Source organism: Pseudomonas sp. 5P_3.1_Bac2 (assembly GCF_025465995.1).
GTDB lineage: Bacteria > Pseudomonadota > Gammaproteobacteria > Pseudomonadales > Pseudomonadaceae > Aquipseudomonas.
The window spans coordinates 220,888-235,996 of the sequence record NZ_JANLNY010000030.1 but is presented as its reverse complement, the minus strand read 5'-3'; the positions used below and the strand labels follow the sequence as shown (position 1 = coordinate 235,996).

At 57.3% G+C, this 15,109-nt stretch carries 14 protein-coding genes; 4 read left to right on the top strand and 10 right to left on the bottom strand.

Features of this window, described 5'->3' with window-relative positions; translation table 11 throughout:
• Window positions 1–35: 35 nt before the first annotated feature.
• Window positions 36–1,433 (top strand): multidrug transporter subunit MdtD, encoded by a 1,398-nt coding sequence (gene mdtD, locus NTD81_RS20410; RefSeq protein WP_262184576.1) that lies wholly within the window; start codon window positions 36–38, stop codon window positions 1,431–1,433.
• Window positions 1,434–1,454: 21 nt separating this feature from the next.
• On the opposite strand, the gene sbcD is transcribed toward mdtD, so the two are convergent.
• Window positions 1,455–2,675, bottom strand: a complete 1,221-nt coding sequence (sbcD, locus tag NTD81_RS20405) for an exonuclease subunit SbcD (protein ID WP_262184574.1) — start codon at window positions 2,673–2,675, stop codon at window positions 1,455–1,457.
• A gap of 118 nt (window positions 2,676–2,793) precedes the next feature.
• A complete protein-coding gene (locus NTD81_RS20400) occupies window positions 2,794–3,621 on the bottom strand; it encodes a lipopolysaccharide kinase InaA family protein (RefSeq protein WP_262184573.1) in 828 nt (275 codons plus the stop codon).
• Window positions 3,622–3,762: 141 nt separating this feature from the next.
• On the opposite strand from NTD81_RS20400, the gene NTD81_RS20395 reads away from it, so the two are divergent.
• Window positions 3,763–5,097 (top strand): TAXI family TRAP transporter solute-binding subunit, encoded by a 1,335-nt coding sequence (locus NTD81_RS20395; RefSeq protein WP_262184572.1) that lies wholly within the window; start codon window positions 3,763–3,765, stop codon window positions 5,095–5,097.
• A 36-nt stretch (window positions 5,098–5,133) separates the two neighbouring features.
• Window positions 5,134–6,141: a nucleoid-associated protein YejK gene (yejK, locus tag NTD81_RS20390; protein ID WP_262184571.1), complete on the top strand. Its 1,008-nt coding sequence runs from the start codon at window positions 5,134–5,136 to the stop codon at window positions 6,139–6,141.
• 48 nt (window positions 6,142–6,189) lie between these two features.
• Here the strand turns inward: yejK and NTD81_RS20385 are convergent, their stop codons facing one another.
• A complete protein-coding gene (locus NTD81_RS20385) occupies window positions 6,190–7,257 on the bottom strand; it encodes a phosphatidylinositol-specific phospholipase C (protein WP_262184570.1) in 1,068 nt (355 codons plus the stop codon).
• A 454-nt stretch (window positions 7,258–7,711) separates the two neighbouring features.
• On the opposite strand from NTD81_RS20385, the gene NTD81_RS20380 reads away from it, so the two are divergent.
• A complete protein-coding gene (locus tag NTD81_RS20380) occupies window positions 7,712–8,029 on the top strand; it encodes a glutaredoxin family protein (RefSeq protein WP_262184569.1) in 318 nt (105 codons plus the stop codon).
• 15 nt (window positions 8,030–8,044) lie between these two features.
• On the opposite strand, the gene NTD81_RS20375 is transcribed toward NTD81_RS20380, so the two are convergent.
• The 7 genes from NTD81_RS20375 to mgrA all read right to left on the bottom strand — a co-directional run bounded on the left by NTD81_RS20375 (window position 8,045) and on the right by mgrA (window position 15,050).
• Window positions 8,045–8,980: a glutathione S-transferase family protein gene (locus NTD81_RS20375; protein WP_262184568.1), complete on the bottom strand. Its 936-nt coding sequence runs from the start codon at window positions 8,978–8,980 to the stop codon at window positions 8,045–8,047.
• Between the two features lie 425 nt (window positions 8,981–9,405).
• Complete coding sequence (locus NTD81_RS20370; protein WP_262184566.1) at window positions 9,406–10,092, bottom strand: hypothetical protein; 687 nt, start codon at window positions 10,090–10,092, stop codon at window positions 9,406–9,408.
• Window positions 10,089–11,261, bottom strand: coding sequence for a hypothetical protein (locus NTD81_RS20365; RefSeq protein ID WP_262184565.1), 1,173 nt, complete (start codon window positions 11,259–11,261; stop codon window positions 10,089–10,091). Before NTD81_RS20365 ends, NTD81_RS20370 begins: the two co-directional genes overlap by 4 nt.
• Before the next feature lie 7 nt (window positions 11,262–11,268).
• Entirely contained in the window at window positions 11,269–12,312 is a 1,044-nt protein-coding gene (locus NTD81_RS20360) for a hypothetical protein (protein WP_262184564.1), read from the bottom strand.
• A 330-nt stretch (window positions 12,313–12,642) separates the two neighbouring features.
• On the bottom strand, window positions 12,643–13,008 hold the full coding sequence (locus NTD81_RS20355; RefSeq protein ID WP_262184563.1) for a GIY-YIG nuclease family protein: 366 nt from the start codon (window positions 13,006–13,008) through the stop codon (window positions 12,643–12,645).
• A gap of 60 nt (window positions 13,009–13,068) precedes the next feature.
• Window positions 13,069–14,004 (bottom strand): aliphatic sulfonate ABC transporter substrate-binding protein, encoded by a 936-nt coding sequence (locus NTD81_RS20350; RefSeq protein WP_262184562.1) that lies wholly within the window; start codon window positions 14,002–14,004, stop codon window positions 13,069–13,071.
• 2 nt (window positions 14,005–14,006) lie between these two features.
• Window positions 14,007–15,050, bottom strand: coding sequence for an L-glyceraldehyde 3-phosphate reductase (gene mgrA, locus NTD81_RS20345; protein WP_262184561.1), 1,044 nt, complete (start codon window positions 15,048–15,050; stop codon window positions 14,007–14,009).
• Window positions 15,051–15,109: the final 59 nt, after the last annotated feature.

Here is a 15,109-nt window from a genome sequence, read left to right as displayed (position 1 = left end):
AGTCAGGCCTCATCCCCAGACTGACAAGGTACTTCGTGTCTCTGCATAGCCTGCTTGACCCACGCACTGCGCGCTTTCTGCCCTGGTTGGTGGCGGTGGCGTTTTTTATGCAAGCCTTGGATGGCACCATCCTCAACACGGCCTTGCCGGCGATGGCCCACGAGCTGGGAGAAAACCCGCTGCGCATGCACGGGGTGATTCTGGCTTATTTAATTACCGTGGCCATTTTGATTCCGGCCTCCGGCTGGCTGGCGGATCGCTTTGGCAGCCGGCGCATTTTCTTTATGGCGATCATGCTGTTTACCCTCGGCTCGCTGCTGTGCACCTTCGTTAACAGCCTTAACACCCTGATGGCGGCGCGGATCGTCCAAGCCGTCGGCGGCGCCCTGATGATGCCGGTGGGTCGCTTAGTCGTACTGCGGGCTTATCCGCGCAGCGAGCTGGTCAAGGTCATGAGCTTTATCACCCTGCCCGGCTTGGTCGGCCCTCTGATCGGCCCGACCATCGGAGGCTGGCTGGTGGAGTTCGCCAGCTGGCGTTGGATTTTTGCCCTTAACCTGCCCATCGGCCTGCTCGGCGCGCTGGCAACCTACAAGCTGATGCCTGATCTGCGCCCGGAAAAAACCTGGCGTTTTGACACAGTGGGCTTTGTCCTGTTCGGCGCCTTTACCCTGTCGATCATCCTCGGCATCGAAAGCCTGGCCGGCAACACCATGTTCAGCCCACTGTGGATGGTGCTGATCGCTTTAGCGGCGCTGCTGCTCTACGGCCTGCATGCCGCACGCAAGAAACACCCACTGTTTGCCCTGTCGCTGTTTCGCGTGCGCAGCTTTACCGTTGGCATTCTGGCCAACCTGCTGTCGCGCTTGGGCAGCTCGGCCATGCCCTTCCTCACCCCGCTGATGCTGCAAGTGGGCTTGGGCTATTCGCCATCGGTGGCGGGTATGAGCATGATCCCGCTGACCCTCGCCGGCATGGCCAGCAAGACCATGATGAACTGGATGATTGCCCGTTTCGGCTACCGCCGAGTGCTGCTGCTCAACACGCCGATCCAAAGCGTGCTGCTGGCCTGCATGGCCCTGGTCAGCCCCACCACGCCATGGCCCGTGTTGTTACTGCTGCTGTGCTTGATCGGCGCCAGCACCTATATCCAGTACACCTCGCTCGGCACCTTCACCCTCACCGATCTGGATAACCAACAGGCCAGCAGCGGCACCAGCTTGATGTCGGTGACCATTCAGTTGGCAATTGGTCTGGCAGTGTCTTTGGCCGGGGCCATGCTGGCGATCTTTAATCCCGCGCAAGGCAGCCTGGCGCAAGACAGCCTGATGGATGCGTTCTCCTGCACTTACATCGGCCTCGCGGTGATGACCTTGCTGGCCACCACGCTGTTTTTGTACCTGCCGAAAAAACTGCCGCCAGTGCGCGTGTAACTTAGGCGCGGCTTAGCCGGTTTAACTGTCGGGGCTGCGCAGTTGCTCCAGCACCGCGCCGTATAAACCCTCGAGCTGCGTCACCTCAGCCGGAGCTAATTGCTCCTGCTGCAGGCGGCGGCTAAACACCTCGCTCACGCTGAGTTCATCCAGGGTTTCCCCGGCGCTGGCGGTTAAACCTGCGCTGGCGCTCCCCCTTTCACGGCGCACCCGCAGCACTTCCACCGGCAAACCTTGGCACAGCGCCTCGATACGCACTTGCAGATCGGTTAGATAATCATCGCTAGTGACCAGCACTTCCAGCCACACCGGGGTTTCGGCAGTGCCTTGGCTGGCGGCTTGTTTGATTGACTCAGCCAACTCGGCTAACGAGCCGCGCAGCGACAACAATGGCTGAAAACACGGCACCGGTAAGGGCGTAATCTGCCGCAGGCCGCCCGCATCCAGCTCAACCAACAGCACTTCTTTTTGTTGCCTAGCCTCATCAAAACTCAGGGCAAGCGGCGAGCCGCTGTAGCGGATATGCTCTAAGCCGCCGACCTTCTGCGGCCGGTGAATATGGCCCAAGGCGATATAGGCCGCTGGCGGAAAGGCACTGGTGGGAAAAGCCTCAAGGCTGCCGACATAAATCTCCCGCACCGAATCACTGGCGCTGGCGCCGACAGTGGTGAGATGGCCAGTGGCGATAATCGGCAGCTGCCCGCCCAGCTCCACTCGCTTGGCCTCAGCCAAGGCATACAGCTGCTGATAATGCTCAGCGATGGCTTGTTGCAGCGACAACTGTTTGTCCTGCGCGCTCTGCCCGGCCTGACTGTGCAGCACATCGCGCGGCCGAATAAAGGGGATGCCACACAGCAGCGCGCCCGGCTGACCGTCACGCTGATGCAGCACTAAAAGTTGCTCACTGAGCTCGCTACACACACCCGGAATCACCCGCGTGCCCAGTTCGGCCAGCAGGCTTTGGCTTTCACTGAGCATGGCCACGGAGTCGTGATTGCCGCCCAACACCACCAGTTCACAGCCAGTGGCACGCAGCTCGACGATAAAGCGGTTGTACTGCTCGCGGGCATAGCTGGGCGGCGCGCCGGTGTCGAAAATATCCCCGGCAATCAGCAGCGCATCCACCCCATGGGCGCGCACCTGCTCGATCATCCAGGCACAAAATGCCTGATGCTCGGCTTGGCGGGTCTTGCCCATAAAGTGTTGGCCTAGGTGCCAATCGGAAGTGTGCAGAATACGCATGGGCTGGCCTTGAACCTAAGTGCCCGACTCAGCAATTGCTGCTGTGCTTGGGCCAATAAATCGACAAGGCTACCACTGATTCAGTCGGATTGAACCTGCTCCGACAGCCAAGGGTGAGTTAGGGTAAATGCCCGCGCTTAAGCAGTTTAATCCGCCCTTTGCGGCTGATATGCCGGTGTTTGCAGATGCTATAAATCGGCATAAATACCGCTAAATCAATGTGACTGAAATAACCCAGCGCTTGCTTAACTAACTCGTCGTACTCCTCTTCAGAAAGATAAGCCTTAAGCCCCTCGTAATATAAAAAGCCAAACTGGAAGGCTAATACTTGGCTGAGGTGCTCAGTAGCGCCGACATAGCAGTTCTCTAAGTCGATGGCCTTAATCTGCGCCTGCCCCTGGGGGTCGAGCATGATATTGGCGCACCACAAATCCAGATGGTGAACATTCTTGCTATGCAACTCGACCATCAGGTTGAAGATCGACTCAACAGCCTTGAGCACATCCACTTCGCCTGAAGCTAAAGCATGCCGAGCATCTTGATAGCCGGCCAAGGCCTCAGTAATCAGATAAAACTCATGAACCAAGCCCAAGCTGCTGCGCCTAAAACCAAAGCCACGCAGTTTCGGCGTCGGCGAACCTTGGTTATGTGCACCTAAGTTATTCAACAACTCCGCCACCGGCCAATCGTATTGACCGCTGCGGCGGCGCCAGCCAAAGGTGACTCGCAGGCGCGAGGCCAGGCTCTTCAAGGTCACCGTTTTGACAAATAACTGGCCTTGGCCATCAGTAATAAAGTTGCAGGCGCGACGTTCTTCAAAGTTTTGCGGGTTGGCTAAAGCGTTAAATACGGCGTTCGCGCTGCTGTTTGCATCGGAAAAAATATGTAAATTCTGTTGTTGTTGGACAAATGGGAATAAACGCCCCATAAACCTATACAAGGACATGTCGTTGAACCATTTCAAAAAAAGCAAAATTAACTAATGCCAATATGACATACAACCTATTTTTTAGACAAAAGACAAATATCCCTCTATAGCCTGTCCTAGTAATTAGCTCCCAGACTTGCTCAATACAAGGATTGTTGGATGCGCCGAATACTGCACGACCTGAAAATTCTCATCCTCACTAACCTGTGGATAGTCCCAGTCTTAGCCGGTTTAGTCGGTGCCTTGTTTTACTTCGTCGCACCGCCACCGCCTATGCATGCCACCATGGCCACCGGCAGCGCCAATGGTGGCTATCACGCTTTTGCCAAGCTGTTGCAGGCCGAATTAAAGGATCAGGGCTTTACCCTCGATTTAGTTGAAAGCAGCGGCTCGCAAGACAACCTCAATAAGCTGGTACAGGGCGAGGTGCATCTGGCCTTGGTGCAAAGCGGCCAAGAACTGACGCTACCACCGAAGGTGCGCGAGACCTTGAGCGGCCTCGGCGTGATGTATCAGGAACCGCTGTGGCTGTTTGTGCGCAGCACGGTTGAGTTTGCCAAACTCGATGACCTCAGCAAGCTGCGCCTGGCCATCGGCTCGGCCAATAGCGGCACCTTGGCCATCACCAGCGCGCTGTTTAATGCCAACGGTTTGAGCGCCGAACAGTACCCCGCCACCTGGCAGCAAGTCGGTGGCAGCCGGGCGGTACAAGGTCTGCTGAGTGATGAATTGGATGGCGCGTTTTTTATTGGCCCGGCGCAAAACGCCTTGATTCAACAGTTGGCCGCCGAGCCCAGCGTGCGCTTGATCAGCCTCGGGCGCAGCGCCGCCTACCTGGCGCGCCTGCCTTACCTGAGCCAAGTGGCAGTGGGCGAAGGCATGCTCAGTTTGGCCCACAACAGCCCCGATCACGACATCACCACCGTCGGCCCGCTGGCCACGCTGGTGGCTGGCGAATCCTTCCACCCGTCGCTGACGCCGCTGATTCTTGAAGCCGCGAAAACCGTGTTGGCCTCCGGCAGCCTGCTCGACGCCGCGGGCAGCTATCCGGCCAAGCCGCCGCGCTCGCTAAAGACCTTAAGCGAAGCCGATTACTACTACGACAAAGGCCTGCCGATTTTGCAGCGCTATGTGCCGTTTCGTATTGCCTCCCTGGCGGATCGCTACATCATCCTCGCCATCCCCCTGCTGGTGCTGCTCTTCCCGCTGTTTAAGGCCATTGGGCCGATTTACCAGTGGCGTATCCGCGCGCGCATTTATCGCTGGTACAAGCACCTGCGCGAGATCGATCAGCAGCTCTATAAAGGCCAGCTCAATAACAGCCTGGACGCCGAAATTGAACGCCTCGAAGCCCTGGAGGAAGAACTCGGTCGGGTCGAAGTGCCGCTGTCCTATTCCAGCGAGCTGTACCAGTTGCATGTGCACGTGCGCTACATGATCGAGCGCCTCACCGCCTACAAGCAACGCAGGACTGACGAGGCCCAGGTCGGGTAACATGGCCGCCTTTCGCTTACGCATCACGAGACCACCATGCCGATCCGCCACTGCATCGTTCACCTGATCGACAAGAAGCCCGATGGTACCCCTGCCGTGCTCCACGCCAGGGATACCGAGCTAGGCGCCTCCCAGGCCATCGAGAACCTGCTCGCTGACCTCAACGAAAGCTACAACGCCAAGCAAGGCAAAGCCTGGGGCTTGTTCCATGAAGAGTCCGGGGCCTATCCGTTCAGTGGCTGGCTGAAGCACTACCTCGACGAAGGTCAGGACTTCACCGCCTTTAGCCGCCAAGCGGTGGAGCACCTGCAAAAGCTGATGGAGGAATCCAACCTCTCCACCGGCGGCCACGTGCTGTTCGCCCACTACCAGCAAGGCATGACCGATTACCTGGCCATTGCCCTGCTGCACCACAGCGAAGGCGTGGCAGTGAACGACGCCCTCGACGTGACTCCCGCCAAGCACCTGGACCTGGCCCAGTTGCACCTGGCCGCGCGGATCAACATCTCCGAGTGGCGCAACAACGCCAACTCCAAGCAGTACATCTCGTTTATCAAAGGTAAGAACGGCAAGAAGGTCTCGGAATACTTCCGCGACTTTATCGGCTGCCAAGAAGGCGTCGATGGCCCCGGCGAAACCCGCACCCTGCTCAAAGCCTTTAGCGACTTCGTCGAAAGCGAAGACCTGCCGGAAGAACAGGCCCGCGATAAAACCAAAACCTTGGTCAGCTACGCCACCAGCCAGGCCAAGCAGGGCGAGCCAATCACCCTGGAAGAACTCTCCGGGCTGATCGACGAAGAACGGCCCAAGGCCTTCTACGACCATATCCGCAACAAGGACTACGGCCTGTCGCCAGAGATCCCGGCGGATAAGCGCACCTTAAGCCAGTTCCAGCGCTTCACCGGCCGCGCCGAAGGTCTGTCGATCAGCTTTGAAGCTCATCTGTTGGGCTCGAAGATCGAGTACGACGAAAGCAGCGACACCTTGGTGATTCGTAATCTGCCGACGCAGTTGGTCGATCAACTGAAACGCCGCAAAGGCTAAGCCAACGCCAACGCCAACGGGCACGCGCCGGCGTGCCCTGCTCCACACCTAAAGCCCGCGCGCGTGCCGCTGCCAGCCGCCCTGCGCGGCCAGGCGCAAGTTGAGCGCAATCACACTCTGAATCAGCCCCGCCCCGGGGAAGTCGGCCACCACAATGCCAACCTGGGTCAGCTCGACATGCCCGTTCAGATAGTCCTTGGTCAGGATATTCGTGCCCTCAAAGGCAATGCTGCACAACGCGCCCAAACAGCCCACTCGCGGAAAATCCGGGTAACGCGTGGCTTTTAGCGTCACCAGCCCAGTGAGTAATCGCGGCGCGCCGGTGCGCGAGTCGGAGTGACCACTGGCGACAAAATAGGGAAAGCTGCCGCCCGAGGCGCTCAGGTAGTTGATATGCATCTGCCTGGGGTTTTGCTGCGCCGCCAGCAAATGATTTTTGACCTTGAGCCACTTCGCATACAGGCTCCAATTGGTCTTCATCTGGTAATCATCCTGAATCGCCAAGGTGGCGGATGAATAGGCAATGCCCATGTCATTGCCGCCAGCAAAGTCAATTAGCAACACCAGCTTGCCCCTCACCTGCCCCAGCGGCACATCCAGCGACGCGGGCACGGCGATCATAGGGCGGTAACGCTCGAAGTAGCGGTGGAAGATCTGCACAAAAGGCTGGCTGCCACTCTGCGCTTTATATTCCTCCTTGACCCGCATCAGCACGGTTTCACCGGGATGCCCGGCGAGAAAATCCTGCACCGCATTGAGCACATCACCGAACATCAGCTTCTGGAACACCAAGCTGTGGTGAATGGCCAAGGAGTCGCCGGTGGCGCGCAGGCGAATATCGAGAAAACGCACGCCAGCCTCCAACTGCTGCCGGATCGACAGGGTTTGCGTAGCCACGATAGGCCCGCCGACGGTTGCGCCGGAGTCATGGCTGCCCGGCAGGCTAAAGGTGCGCAGCGGCTGGTTGTTATCGAACGCCAGCATCCAGTCACTCTGCGCCGGCAGATCGCTGCTGTCGTGAAAATAGCCGGGGTCGTTATGGGCAAAGGCCGGCAGGCAACACATCAGCAACAGCAGTAATCCACAGCGACGGCTGGTTGGTTTGGGCAGTGTCATGGCGAGCTTCCTTGGCGACCAACAGGGTTAGTTCCAGCACCTGCCAGCCTACTCGCCACCAATAACTCAACAATCAGACAATCCCCATCATCACTACCGTCGGTCAAACAATTTACCCAGGGTTAAAGCCCATGCGCTAAGACATTAGCGGCCCAAAGAGTGGCGCTATGGCCCAACCAGAGACGCCGCCACTGCGGTCGAAGAGCGCGCGCGAATGGATGAACAACGGCGCCAAGACCTGCTGCGCTGCTATTGGCAGCCACTTCAGGGAATCGCCTCCAAGACGCATGCACAAGCATGCCCCGGTGCTATGGACGCTTTACTGACCGCGGCCAACAACCCCTGCCGCGCGTTGCGCCTGTGGATAAATCGCTCAGGCTGCGAACCAAGGCGCAGCGTGTATTAGCGGCCCCTGCTATAGCTGCTGCGTTATCCACCTACGACAGGGCTGCCTGTGAAAAAACTGGCTTTATTGGTGATCCTCGGTGCGCTGTATCAGCACTGGCCCACCGTCAAATTCTGGCTGCAACCCGCCGCTGTGCGTGGCACGCCGCAGGTGGTGCTGTATGCCACGCAGTGGTGTGGCTACTGCGCCAAAGCGCGCCAGCAACTGAGCAGTGATGGCGTGCCCTACCAAGAGATTGATATTGAGCGCGATGCCGCAGGCGCCGCGCAGTACAAAGCCCTCGGCGGCAACGGCATACCGCTGCTACAGATCAACGGCAAGCTGATCCACGGCTATAACCCCACGGCGATGCGCGCTGCCTATTAGCCGCGCACCACCGCGCTAAACCGCCGTCAGGGCAAACCCCAAACGCGGAAAGTGCACATGCAACACACCGGCGCGAGGGTCTTCGCGGCGCACAATCAACTCCTCCGCGCTGCTGTACAGCAGCTCGCCCACCACCGGATCAACCCCGTAATCCAGCGCCGCCACACTCACTTGCCGGCCCACTGCTAAGCCATTGAACACAAGCTGCGCGGCAGTAGGCAACGGCGCGGGCGTCGCCGCCTTAGCCACAGCGAGAGCCTGCTCGGCGCTATACACCGAGGGCTGGCCATAGCCCAAAGCCAACACCCGATCCAACCACTGCGCCACCGTCGGATAAATATCAACCCAAGGCGCCGTTACCGGCGTAGCGCGCAAGAACCATAACGGGTGGGCCAAGGCCAGGTCGGCCAAGCTGACACTGCCAAACAGAAACTCACCGGGGCGCTGCTGCAATTGCTGCTCCAAGCGTGTCATTAATGTAGGCCACTGCTGCTGCGCCACATTCAATGGCACGCGGCTGGCCGTACCACCACTGAACAACGCCGCCCGATCGCGAATAAAACCCTGCACAAAGTCCGCCGGCAACTGGCCAAAGCGCGCCTCCACCGCATCCGGAGCAAAGGCCAAACTCACCGCCGTTAAAAACACCTGGCTGTCAGCCCACTGCGCAAAGCTCAAGACGTTTAACGACTGTCCCTCAGGGATCAGCGCCGGCGTGCACTTTTGCTGATCCAAGCGGCGCGCAATCAAGGAAGTGTCGCAATAAATATCGGCACCGATTTGCAACACCGGCGTCTTGCGATAGCCCCCGGTTAACGCCAGCAAGTCCGGCTTCGGCATCACCGCCGGAATCACCACCGAACGCCAAGCCAACTGCTTAAAACCAAACATCAACCGCGCCTTCTCGGCAAAGGGCGAGGTGGGGTAATGGTGCAGAATCAGATCATCCATAGCGCTAACCATCCGTTGTGTAAGTGCTGGAGGCCAAGTGGTTACTGGCTTAGGGAGTTTGGCATAGGGTTAGGACAGCGGCGAATTTGTTTCGCGGTGGTCCCGTTTGCGCCAGCCACTCGAAACTCATCCTGAATGGCAAATCCACCTTACTTACAGACTACCGAGTGAAGGACTTCACTTGAACTAACCAGCCACGTGTATTCGGTTTGAGCCGAGGGGCTTCGAATTTAGTTAGTCGCTTTCCAATCATGACTGGCAGCAAACGGCTACTAGGGGGGACTGGAGAATTTAAATTAGCGCCCTTCTGGTTAAAGGCAGTCTAAATGTAACGGGTGGAGTCGGATGTATGAGCGCCCCCAAACACCGAGCCAGTGGAGGTAAGATTGACCCATCCCGCACAACTTCTCGTAATCTCAGCCTATCTAACGGATCAAGAGTCCCGTCAGAAGATGAAGGTGTTCCTCATCATCCCAGGACACGGCAATCGAACCTGAGCGCGAAAGCTCAATTTGAACAGGCCTTGAGTCGTACGTGTATACGATTTTTATCTTGTCGATCGGTGCAACGCGGCCACCTGTGATCTCCAACAACTTAGTCATCGCATTCCCCGTCGATGCAATATCGACCCGGTAGCTGCTCTCGATATCAAACGTCACCGCACCAGAAACGATCCGTTTAGCCATGACGCGCATGAAGCGCTTATCAGCCTTGAGTTGCTGATAGACCGTAGAGATGTCCAGTTTCACGACCTCCAGCGCGAAGCTCCTCCCAGTTGCCACTCGGATAAGCTCCACGAACGGCTTCAGATCCTTCGGTGGCGATCCCATGCAGATCGAATAACGATCCGACCCAAGCATTTCAAACACCATATCAAAGCTGATGAACGTGGAGTAACTGGACTCGACGGTTTCGCCCAGAGGGTTCGTGAACGACTGGGTGATATCCCGCTGCTCGTGGTACCGAAAGGTGGCCTTGCCATCCAAGATCTCAATAGCCTCGACACCGATCCGGTTTTGGTTGTTGAATGGCTGCTGTCGAAGCCCATGCACTAGTGTCTGAAAGTCTATGCGAGCGGTCAGAACCCAAAGTTTCAGCCGCTTTGACTTCATATTTTCAGACTCCTTTCGATTTCATCCAAGGTCTTCTGCGCCGCCTCCTCCAAGCGGATCTTGAGCCTCTTCTCGAACACTGGCTCGGCACGTACCAGGTTTTTGGCGTATTTCCCGTTGTTATAGTTGTAGACACCTTTGACGATGTAAGAGAAATCGCAGTACTTAGCCTGGTTACCAAATTGCGCCTCAAACAGGACTAGCTCAGACCCAACGAGCTTCTCACGAGCTTTCCATCGAATCTTCCACATATAGAACCCGTGGCCTTCAAGCTCAAGCAACTGCGTCGACTCCAAGACCCCCTTACCTTTCAGGGACGCCTTATCGATGCGGATGATCTTGTGAATCCTGGCTTCAGGCTGCGGCCTGGCCAGTTCGACTTCAGGGTCGCCATCCTCTCCCTCCTCACCCTCACCGTCTGACTCAACCTCAATCGAATCCTCGATCACCAACGCATCGTCACTGAGATCAAGGTCATCATCTTCTTGGTCTTTAGGATTGAACATGGAGACGTCGACAACATCGACCACCTCCATGTCCTTAAGATTGCGGATCAAGCTGCGAAGGAAATTCGTTCTAATGCCCGCATCAGGGATCGCCTCCAAGGAAATGGTTCGGGTCGCCACATCCTGATCAGTGACGATCTCGATCTGGGAATACAACTGATCTGTAATGTCCTTGAACTTGTCGTTCATGGGGCCAGTGATCTTCCAGCCACTGCCCTGCTTCTCAAGGGTCACCTCCGCCGTCTTCTCAACCACCTGGCGGAACTCTGCCTGACTCAGATCAAGCTTTTGGTATTTAACTGTGAGCTTGAGTTGATCACCATGGACCGCCACCTCAGCCTGCTCATGCTGGTCATCCACCAGCCATTCCTTGACGGAGGTGAGAGCGTCGGTCAACTGGCCTTTAGTGACCGCTGTCGTGACGAGCACATTGGTGGTTTTCTCACGACTGTCACGCCCACCCACCAAGAGGGACAGGTTTCGATAGTCGTAGTAATCATGGAATAGGGCACTGAATCGATTGGCTAGGAATTTTTTGTCCGATTCATTGGAGATCACGATCCCTCTTGTGAGGAAGACCTTCCTGAGCTCAGCGCTCGTCAGGCTTCGCTGCGTGAGAGCATCGTAGATCGCTTTGTCAGATGCAAAGTACAAACTACCCATTCTCATGTCAGTCTCGCTCCCATCCGATTACTTCGGGCTTATAGTTTGGAATCGCGTGATTTACGACTTCCAGTTCGATCGCCTGCAATTTCCGCTTGCGGTTTTCGTCTTCGCCCCACTCGGTCACATAGCTATTAATGGCAGCATTGAAATTGCTGAGGATGCTGCTGTGATGGTAGCGATTGGCAACCCTGATTCGGATCTTCAAGTCCTTGTTGGCGTTAAGAATTTGGAACCTAGACAACGCGTCAAAAAGGTATCTGAACTCGATCTCGGAGCTGCCATCGCGGCGATAATAGATCAGATAGCCTTCTCTATACGTTTCAGTCACGTCTTTGGCTTTCTCGCAGTACGACATCACCTCTTTGTGGTGAATGATCATATACGGCGAGGCGATCAGCTCTGCGGTTGCCGCACGATCCCAGTACTCGCCACTGGCCTTGTGCAAGACGAGGTCAGGGTAATAGAAGGTGTAATTCTCCTTCGGGAATTTCCCTTCTGCTCTGAGGGTGTTTACATCGAGCTGCAGCGTCTTCAGGTAATTGATCAATGAAGGTTCGACGATATGAACCTGTTGAGAATCTTTGATGTGCAGATTCTCACCTTTGTAATCCTTGAAGTGATCGTAGAAATTCTTGTCGTACTCATCATCGTGGTTAAAGACGAATAGCATCCCACGAATTTCATACTTCTCACGCTTGGCTAAATGGTAGCGAGTCTGCCATTCCGCCGAAGCACGGGCACAGTCGATGGTCTTGCCCAGAGACTTCAGGGCCTTCTTGATCGAGTCCAGCGTGATGGAGCCAACCGCATAGCTTTTCAAATCGGTATGAAGATAGATGACCTTGTTCAGGTAAGGATCTGCGTACTTGAACACCACGTCAGCCGGGTGCGTGTGCTCTGACCTCTTCAAGGGCGCGTGAGTCTCCTGCTTCACACAGCAGAAGTTGAGGCTAACGGGCCCTTCTCTCTTCCACCTGAAGAAATTGAAAATGTCGTTGGAAACGAGCTCCGCGAGCCTCGCAATTTTTTCGGTTTCGCCGCCTGACATGGTCGTTCCTATCACGAAATGAATTCTCAGGAACGGTACCGGCAAGGAGCTATTGGCCCGAGCCGTGGAAGTGCGTCCGCTGTGAACATGGCCTCATGCCATCAAAAGGTAACGTAAAACTCCGTGACCGGCCATCAGATGTTGGGAAATCAGCCGTGCATCACGTACTGCGGTGGAGTGGAGTCCTAGGAAGTTCGTGCGGCCCTCACTTATAACCCGAAGGCACCGCCAACTTACGCGATCACGTCGTAAGCGAGCTCTATAACATCGCATCGGTGCTCCGCTGGCTGCTCAAAAACACCCGGTGCCATCGAGGTGCACCCCACTATGTCAACCAGTTGGGATTAATGACCGCTCTTGGTCGATACCAGCCTTATCCCCCCTCACTACCCCAGACCTAGCCGGGGCTTTTTCATACCCCACCACCAACGCCTCCTTACTCGCCTTGCCCATCTTCTTAATCGCCCGTTCACGGCGCAGTGCCGTGCTTTTGTCGGGGCAGGGTTCGATATAGACCAGGGCTTGGGCCGGGCTTGAGTGGAAGAAGCGGGCGCCTTTGCCGCTTTGGTGTTTGGCGAAGCGTTTATGGGCGTCGTCGCTGATGCCGCAGTAGAGGGCGCCGTTGGCCGCGCGCACCAAGTAGACAAACCAAGGTTTGCTGGGGCTGGGCTCAGGGGTGGCTGGGGTTTCGCACATCAGTTGGGTACGCCTGGGGGTGGCCCGCGAGCTTAACCCCAAGGCGTAAAGCGCGCCAAGCTAGGGCTTGGCCTGCCAGATCAATTCGCTGACATTGAGCTTTTTCGGCAGCAGGCGGTTGGCAAAAAACAGGTCGGCGGTTTGTTGCTGCGCCGCGACTATCTCAGGTGTCAGCGGGCCAATCGGCGATGGTGGGCGGCGGCTAAAGGCGCGGGCCAGCACTTGTGGGTCGAGGCCCATAAAGTCCGCCAGGAGTTTTTGGCTGGCCGCCTCGTCGCTGCGAGTCAGGGCTTCGGCTTGGTTGATGATTTCCAGCACCTGGCCAATAAACTCGGGGTTGGCTTCGGCATAAGCGCGCGCCGCCAGATAAAACGCCCCGCTTAAACCTAAGCCTTCGCCATTGGCCAGGACCCGTGCTTTGCCTTCGAGCTCGATGGCAGCGTAGAACGGGTCCCAGATGGCCCAGGCGGCCACGCTACCGCGCTCAAAGGCGGCGCGGGCTTCGGCAGGTGGCAGGTAGATGGGCTCGATATCGCTAAAGCTAACCCCGGCCTTGGCCAGAGCGCGCAGCAGCACGTTATGCGAGCTTGAACCCTTTTGCACCGCCACGCGCTGACCCTTGAGCTCGGCCACGCTGCTGATGAGGCTGTCTTTGCTGACCAGAATCGCTTCGGCTTTAGGCTTGGGCGGCTCGGCGCCGATATAGACCAGATCGGCATTGGCTGCCTGGGCAAACAGCGGTGGAATATCGCCGGTGGCGCCGATATCCAGACTGCCGATATTTAGCGCCTCAAGCATCTGCGGGCCGGCGGGGAACTCGATCCACTTGATCTGCGTATCGCCAAAACGCTGCTCCAAATAGCCATGCTGCTTGGCCAACACCAAGGCGCTGGAGCCCTTTTGAAAGCCGATGCGTAGCTGCGCCGGGGCGGCCTGCGCGCAATAACTGCAAACACTGAACAGCAACAGCAGCCAGGCGGTGGTTAGGGTTTTCATACTCACTCCTGCCAATCCGTGGAGGACTTCTGCCAAAGGTTGATGCCACCTTCCACCGCATAACGGTCGATCTCAGCCAGCTCCGCTGGGCTAAAACTCAGGTTATCCAACGCGGCGACGTTCTCGATAATTTGCTCCGGGCGGCTGGCGCCGATCAGCGCGGAGGTCACTCGCGGATCGCGCAGGCTCCAGGCCAGAGCCAGTTGCGCCAGGCTCTGGCCACGGCGCTGGGCGATCTCATTGAGCGCCCGCGCCCGCTCGATATTGGCCGCGGATAAATGCTCGGGGCGCAGTGACGCGCCGCCTGGGCGATTGGCCCGGGCATCCTGCGGCACGCCGTTTAGGTATTTATCGCTGAGCAGGCCTTGGGCTAAAGCGGTGAAGACGATCACGCCGGCGCCCAGTTCATCGGTGGTGCTCAGCAGCTCGGTTTCGATCCAGCGGTTAAACAGGTTATAGGCCGGCTGATGGATCAGCAGCGGCACGTTCAACTCACGCAGCAGCGTGCTGATCTCGCGGGTTTTGCCCGGTGAGTAGGATGAGATACCGATATACAACGCCTTGCCCTGACGGACGATATCGGCCAAGGCGATGGCGGTTTCTTCCAGCGGCGTGTCGGGGTCGAAGCGGTGCGAATAAAAGATATCCACATAATCCAGCCTTAGGCGTTTAAGGCTTTGGTCGAGGCTGGCGTGCAGGTATTTGCGCGAGCCGCCACCCTGCCCGTTCGGGCCCGGCCACATGTCCCAACCCGCTTTGGTCGAGATAATTAATTCATCGCGGTAGGCGGCAAAATCCTCCGCCAGCAAGCGGCCAAAATTAGTCTCGGCGCTGCCATAGGGCGGGCCGTAGTTGTTGGCCAGATCAAAGTGGTTAATGCCCAGATCAAAGGCGGTGCGCAGCAAGGCGCGCTGGGTGTCGATGGGCGTGGCGTCACCAAAGTTATGCCACAGGCCTAAGGACAACGCCGGCAACTGCAAGCCACTGCGGCCCACGCGACGATAAGGGATACGGTTGTAGCGATCAGCAGCGGCTAGATAACTCATAACAGTCCTTTTAATGATGATGGCTCCCACGGCAGCCCAGCGCCGCCGTGCCCGAGCAC

Bases quoted from the DNA above. Each gene is read 5' to 3' on its own strand.
- sbcD (WP_262184574.1), bottom strand. From the start codon at position 2,675: ATGCGTATTCTGCACACTTCCGATTGGCACCTAGGCCAACACTTTATG.
- NTD81_RS20400 (WP_262184573.1), bottom strand. From the start codon at position 3,621: ATGTCCTTGTATAGGTTTATGGGGCGTTTATTCCCATTTGTCCAACAA.
- NTD81_RS20395 (WP_262184572.1), top strand. From the start codon at position 3,763: ATGCGCCGAATACTGCACGACCTGAAAATTCTCATCCTCACTAACCTG.
- yejK (WP_262184571.1), top strand. From the start codon at position 5,134: ATGCCGATCCGCCACTGCATCGTTCACCTGATCGACAAGAAGCCCGAT.
- NTD81_RS20385 (WP_262184570.1), bottom strand. From the start codon at position 7,257: ATGACACTGCCCAAACCAACCAGCCGTCGCTGTGGATTACTGCTGTTG.
- NTD81_RS20375 (WP_262184568.1), bottom strand. From the start codon at position 8,980: ATGGATGATCTGATTCTGCACCATTACCCCACCTCGCCCTTTGCCGAG.
- NTD81_RS20370 (WP_262184566.1), bottom strand. From the start codon at position 10,092: ATGAAGTCAAAGCGGCTGAAACTTTGGGTTCTGACCGCTCGCATAGAC.
- NTD81_RS20365 (WP_262184565.1), bottom strand. From the start codon at position 11,261: ATGGGTAGTTTGTACTTTGCATCTGACAAAGCGATCTACGATGCTCTC.
- NTD81_RS20360 (WP_262184564.1), bottom strand. From the start codon at position 12,312: ATGTCAGGCGGCGAAACCGAAAAAATTGCGAGGCTCGCGGAGCTCGTT.
- NTD81_RS20355 (WP_262184563.1), bottom strand. From the start codon at position 13,008: ATGTGCGAAACCCCAGCCACCCCTGAGCCCAGCCCCAGCAAACCTTGG.
- NTD81_RS20350 (WP_262184562.1), bottom strand. From the start codon at position 14,004: ATGAAAACCCTAACCACCGCCTGGCTGCTGTTGCTGTTCAGTGTTTGC.
- mgrA (WP_262184561.1), bottom strand. From the start codon at position 15,050: ATGAGTTATCTAGCCGCTGCTGATCGCTACAACCGTATCCCTTATCGT.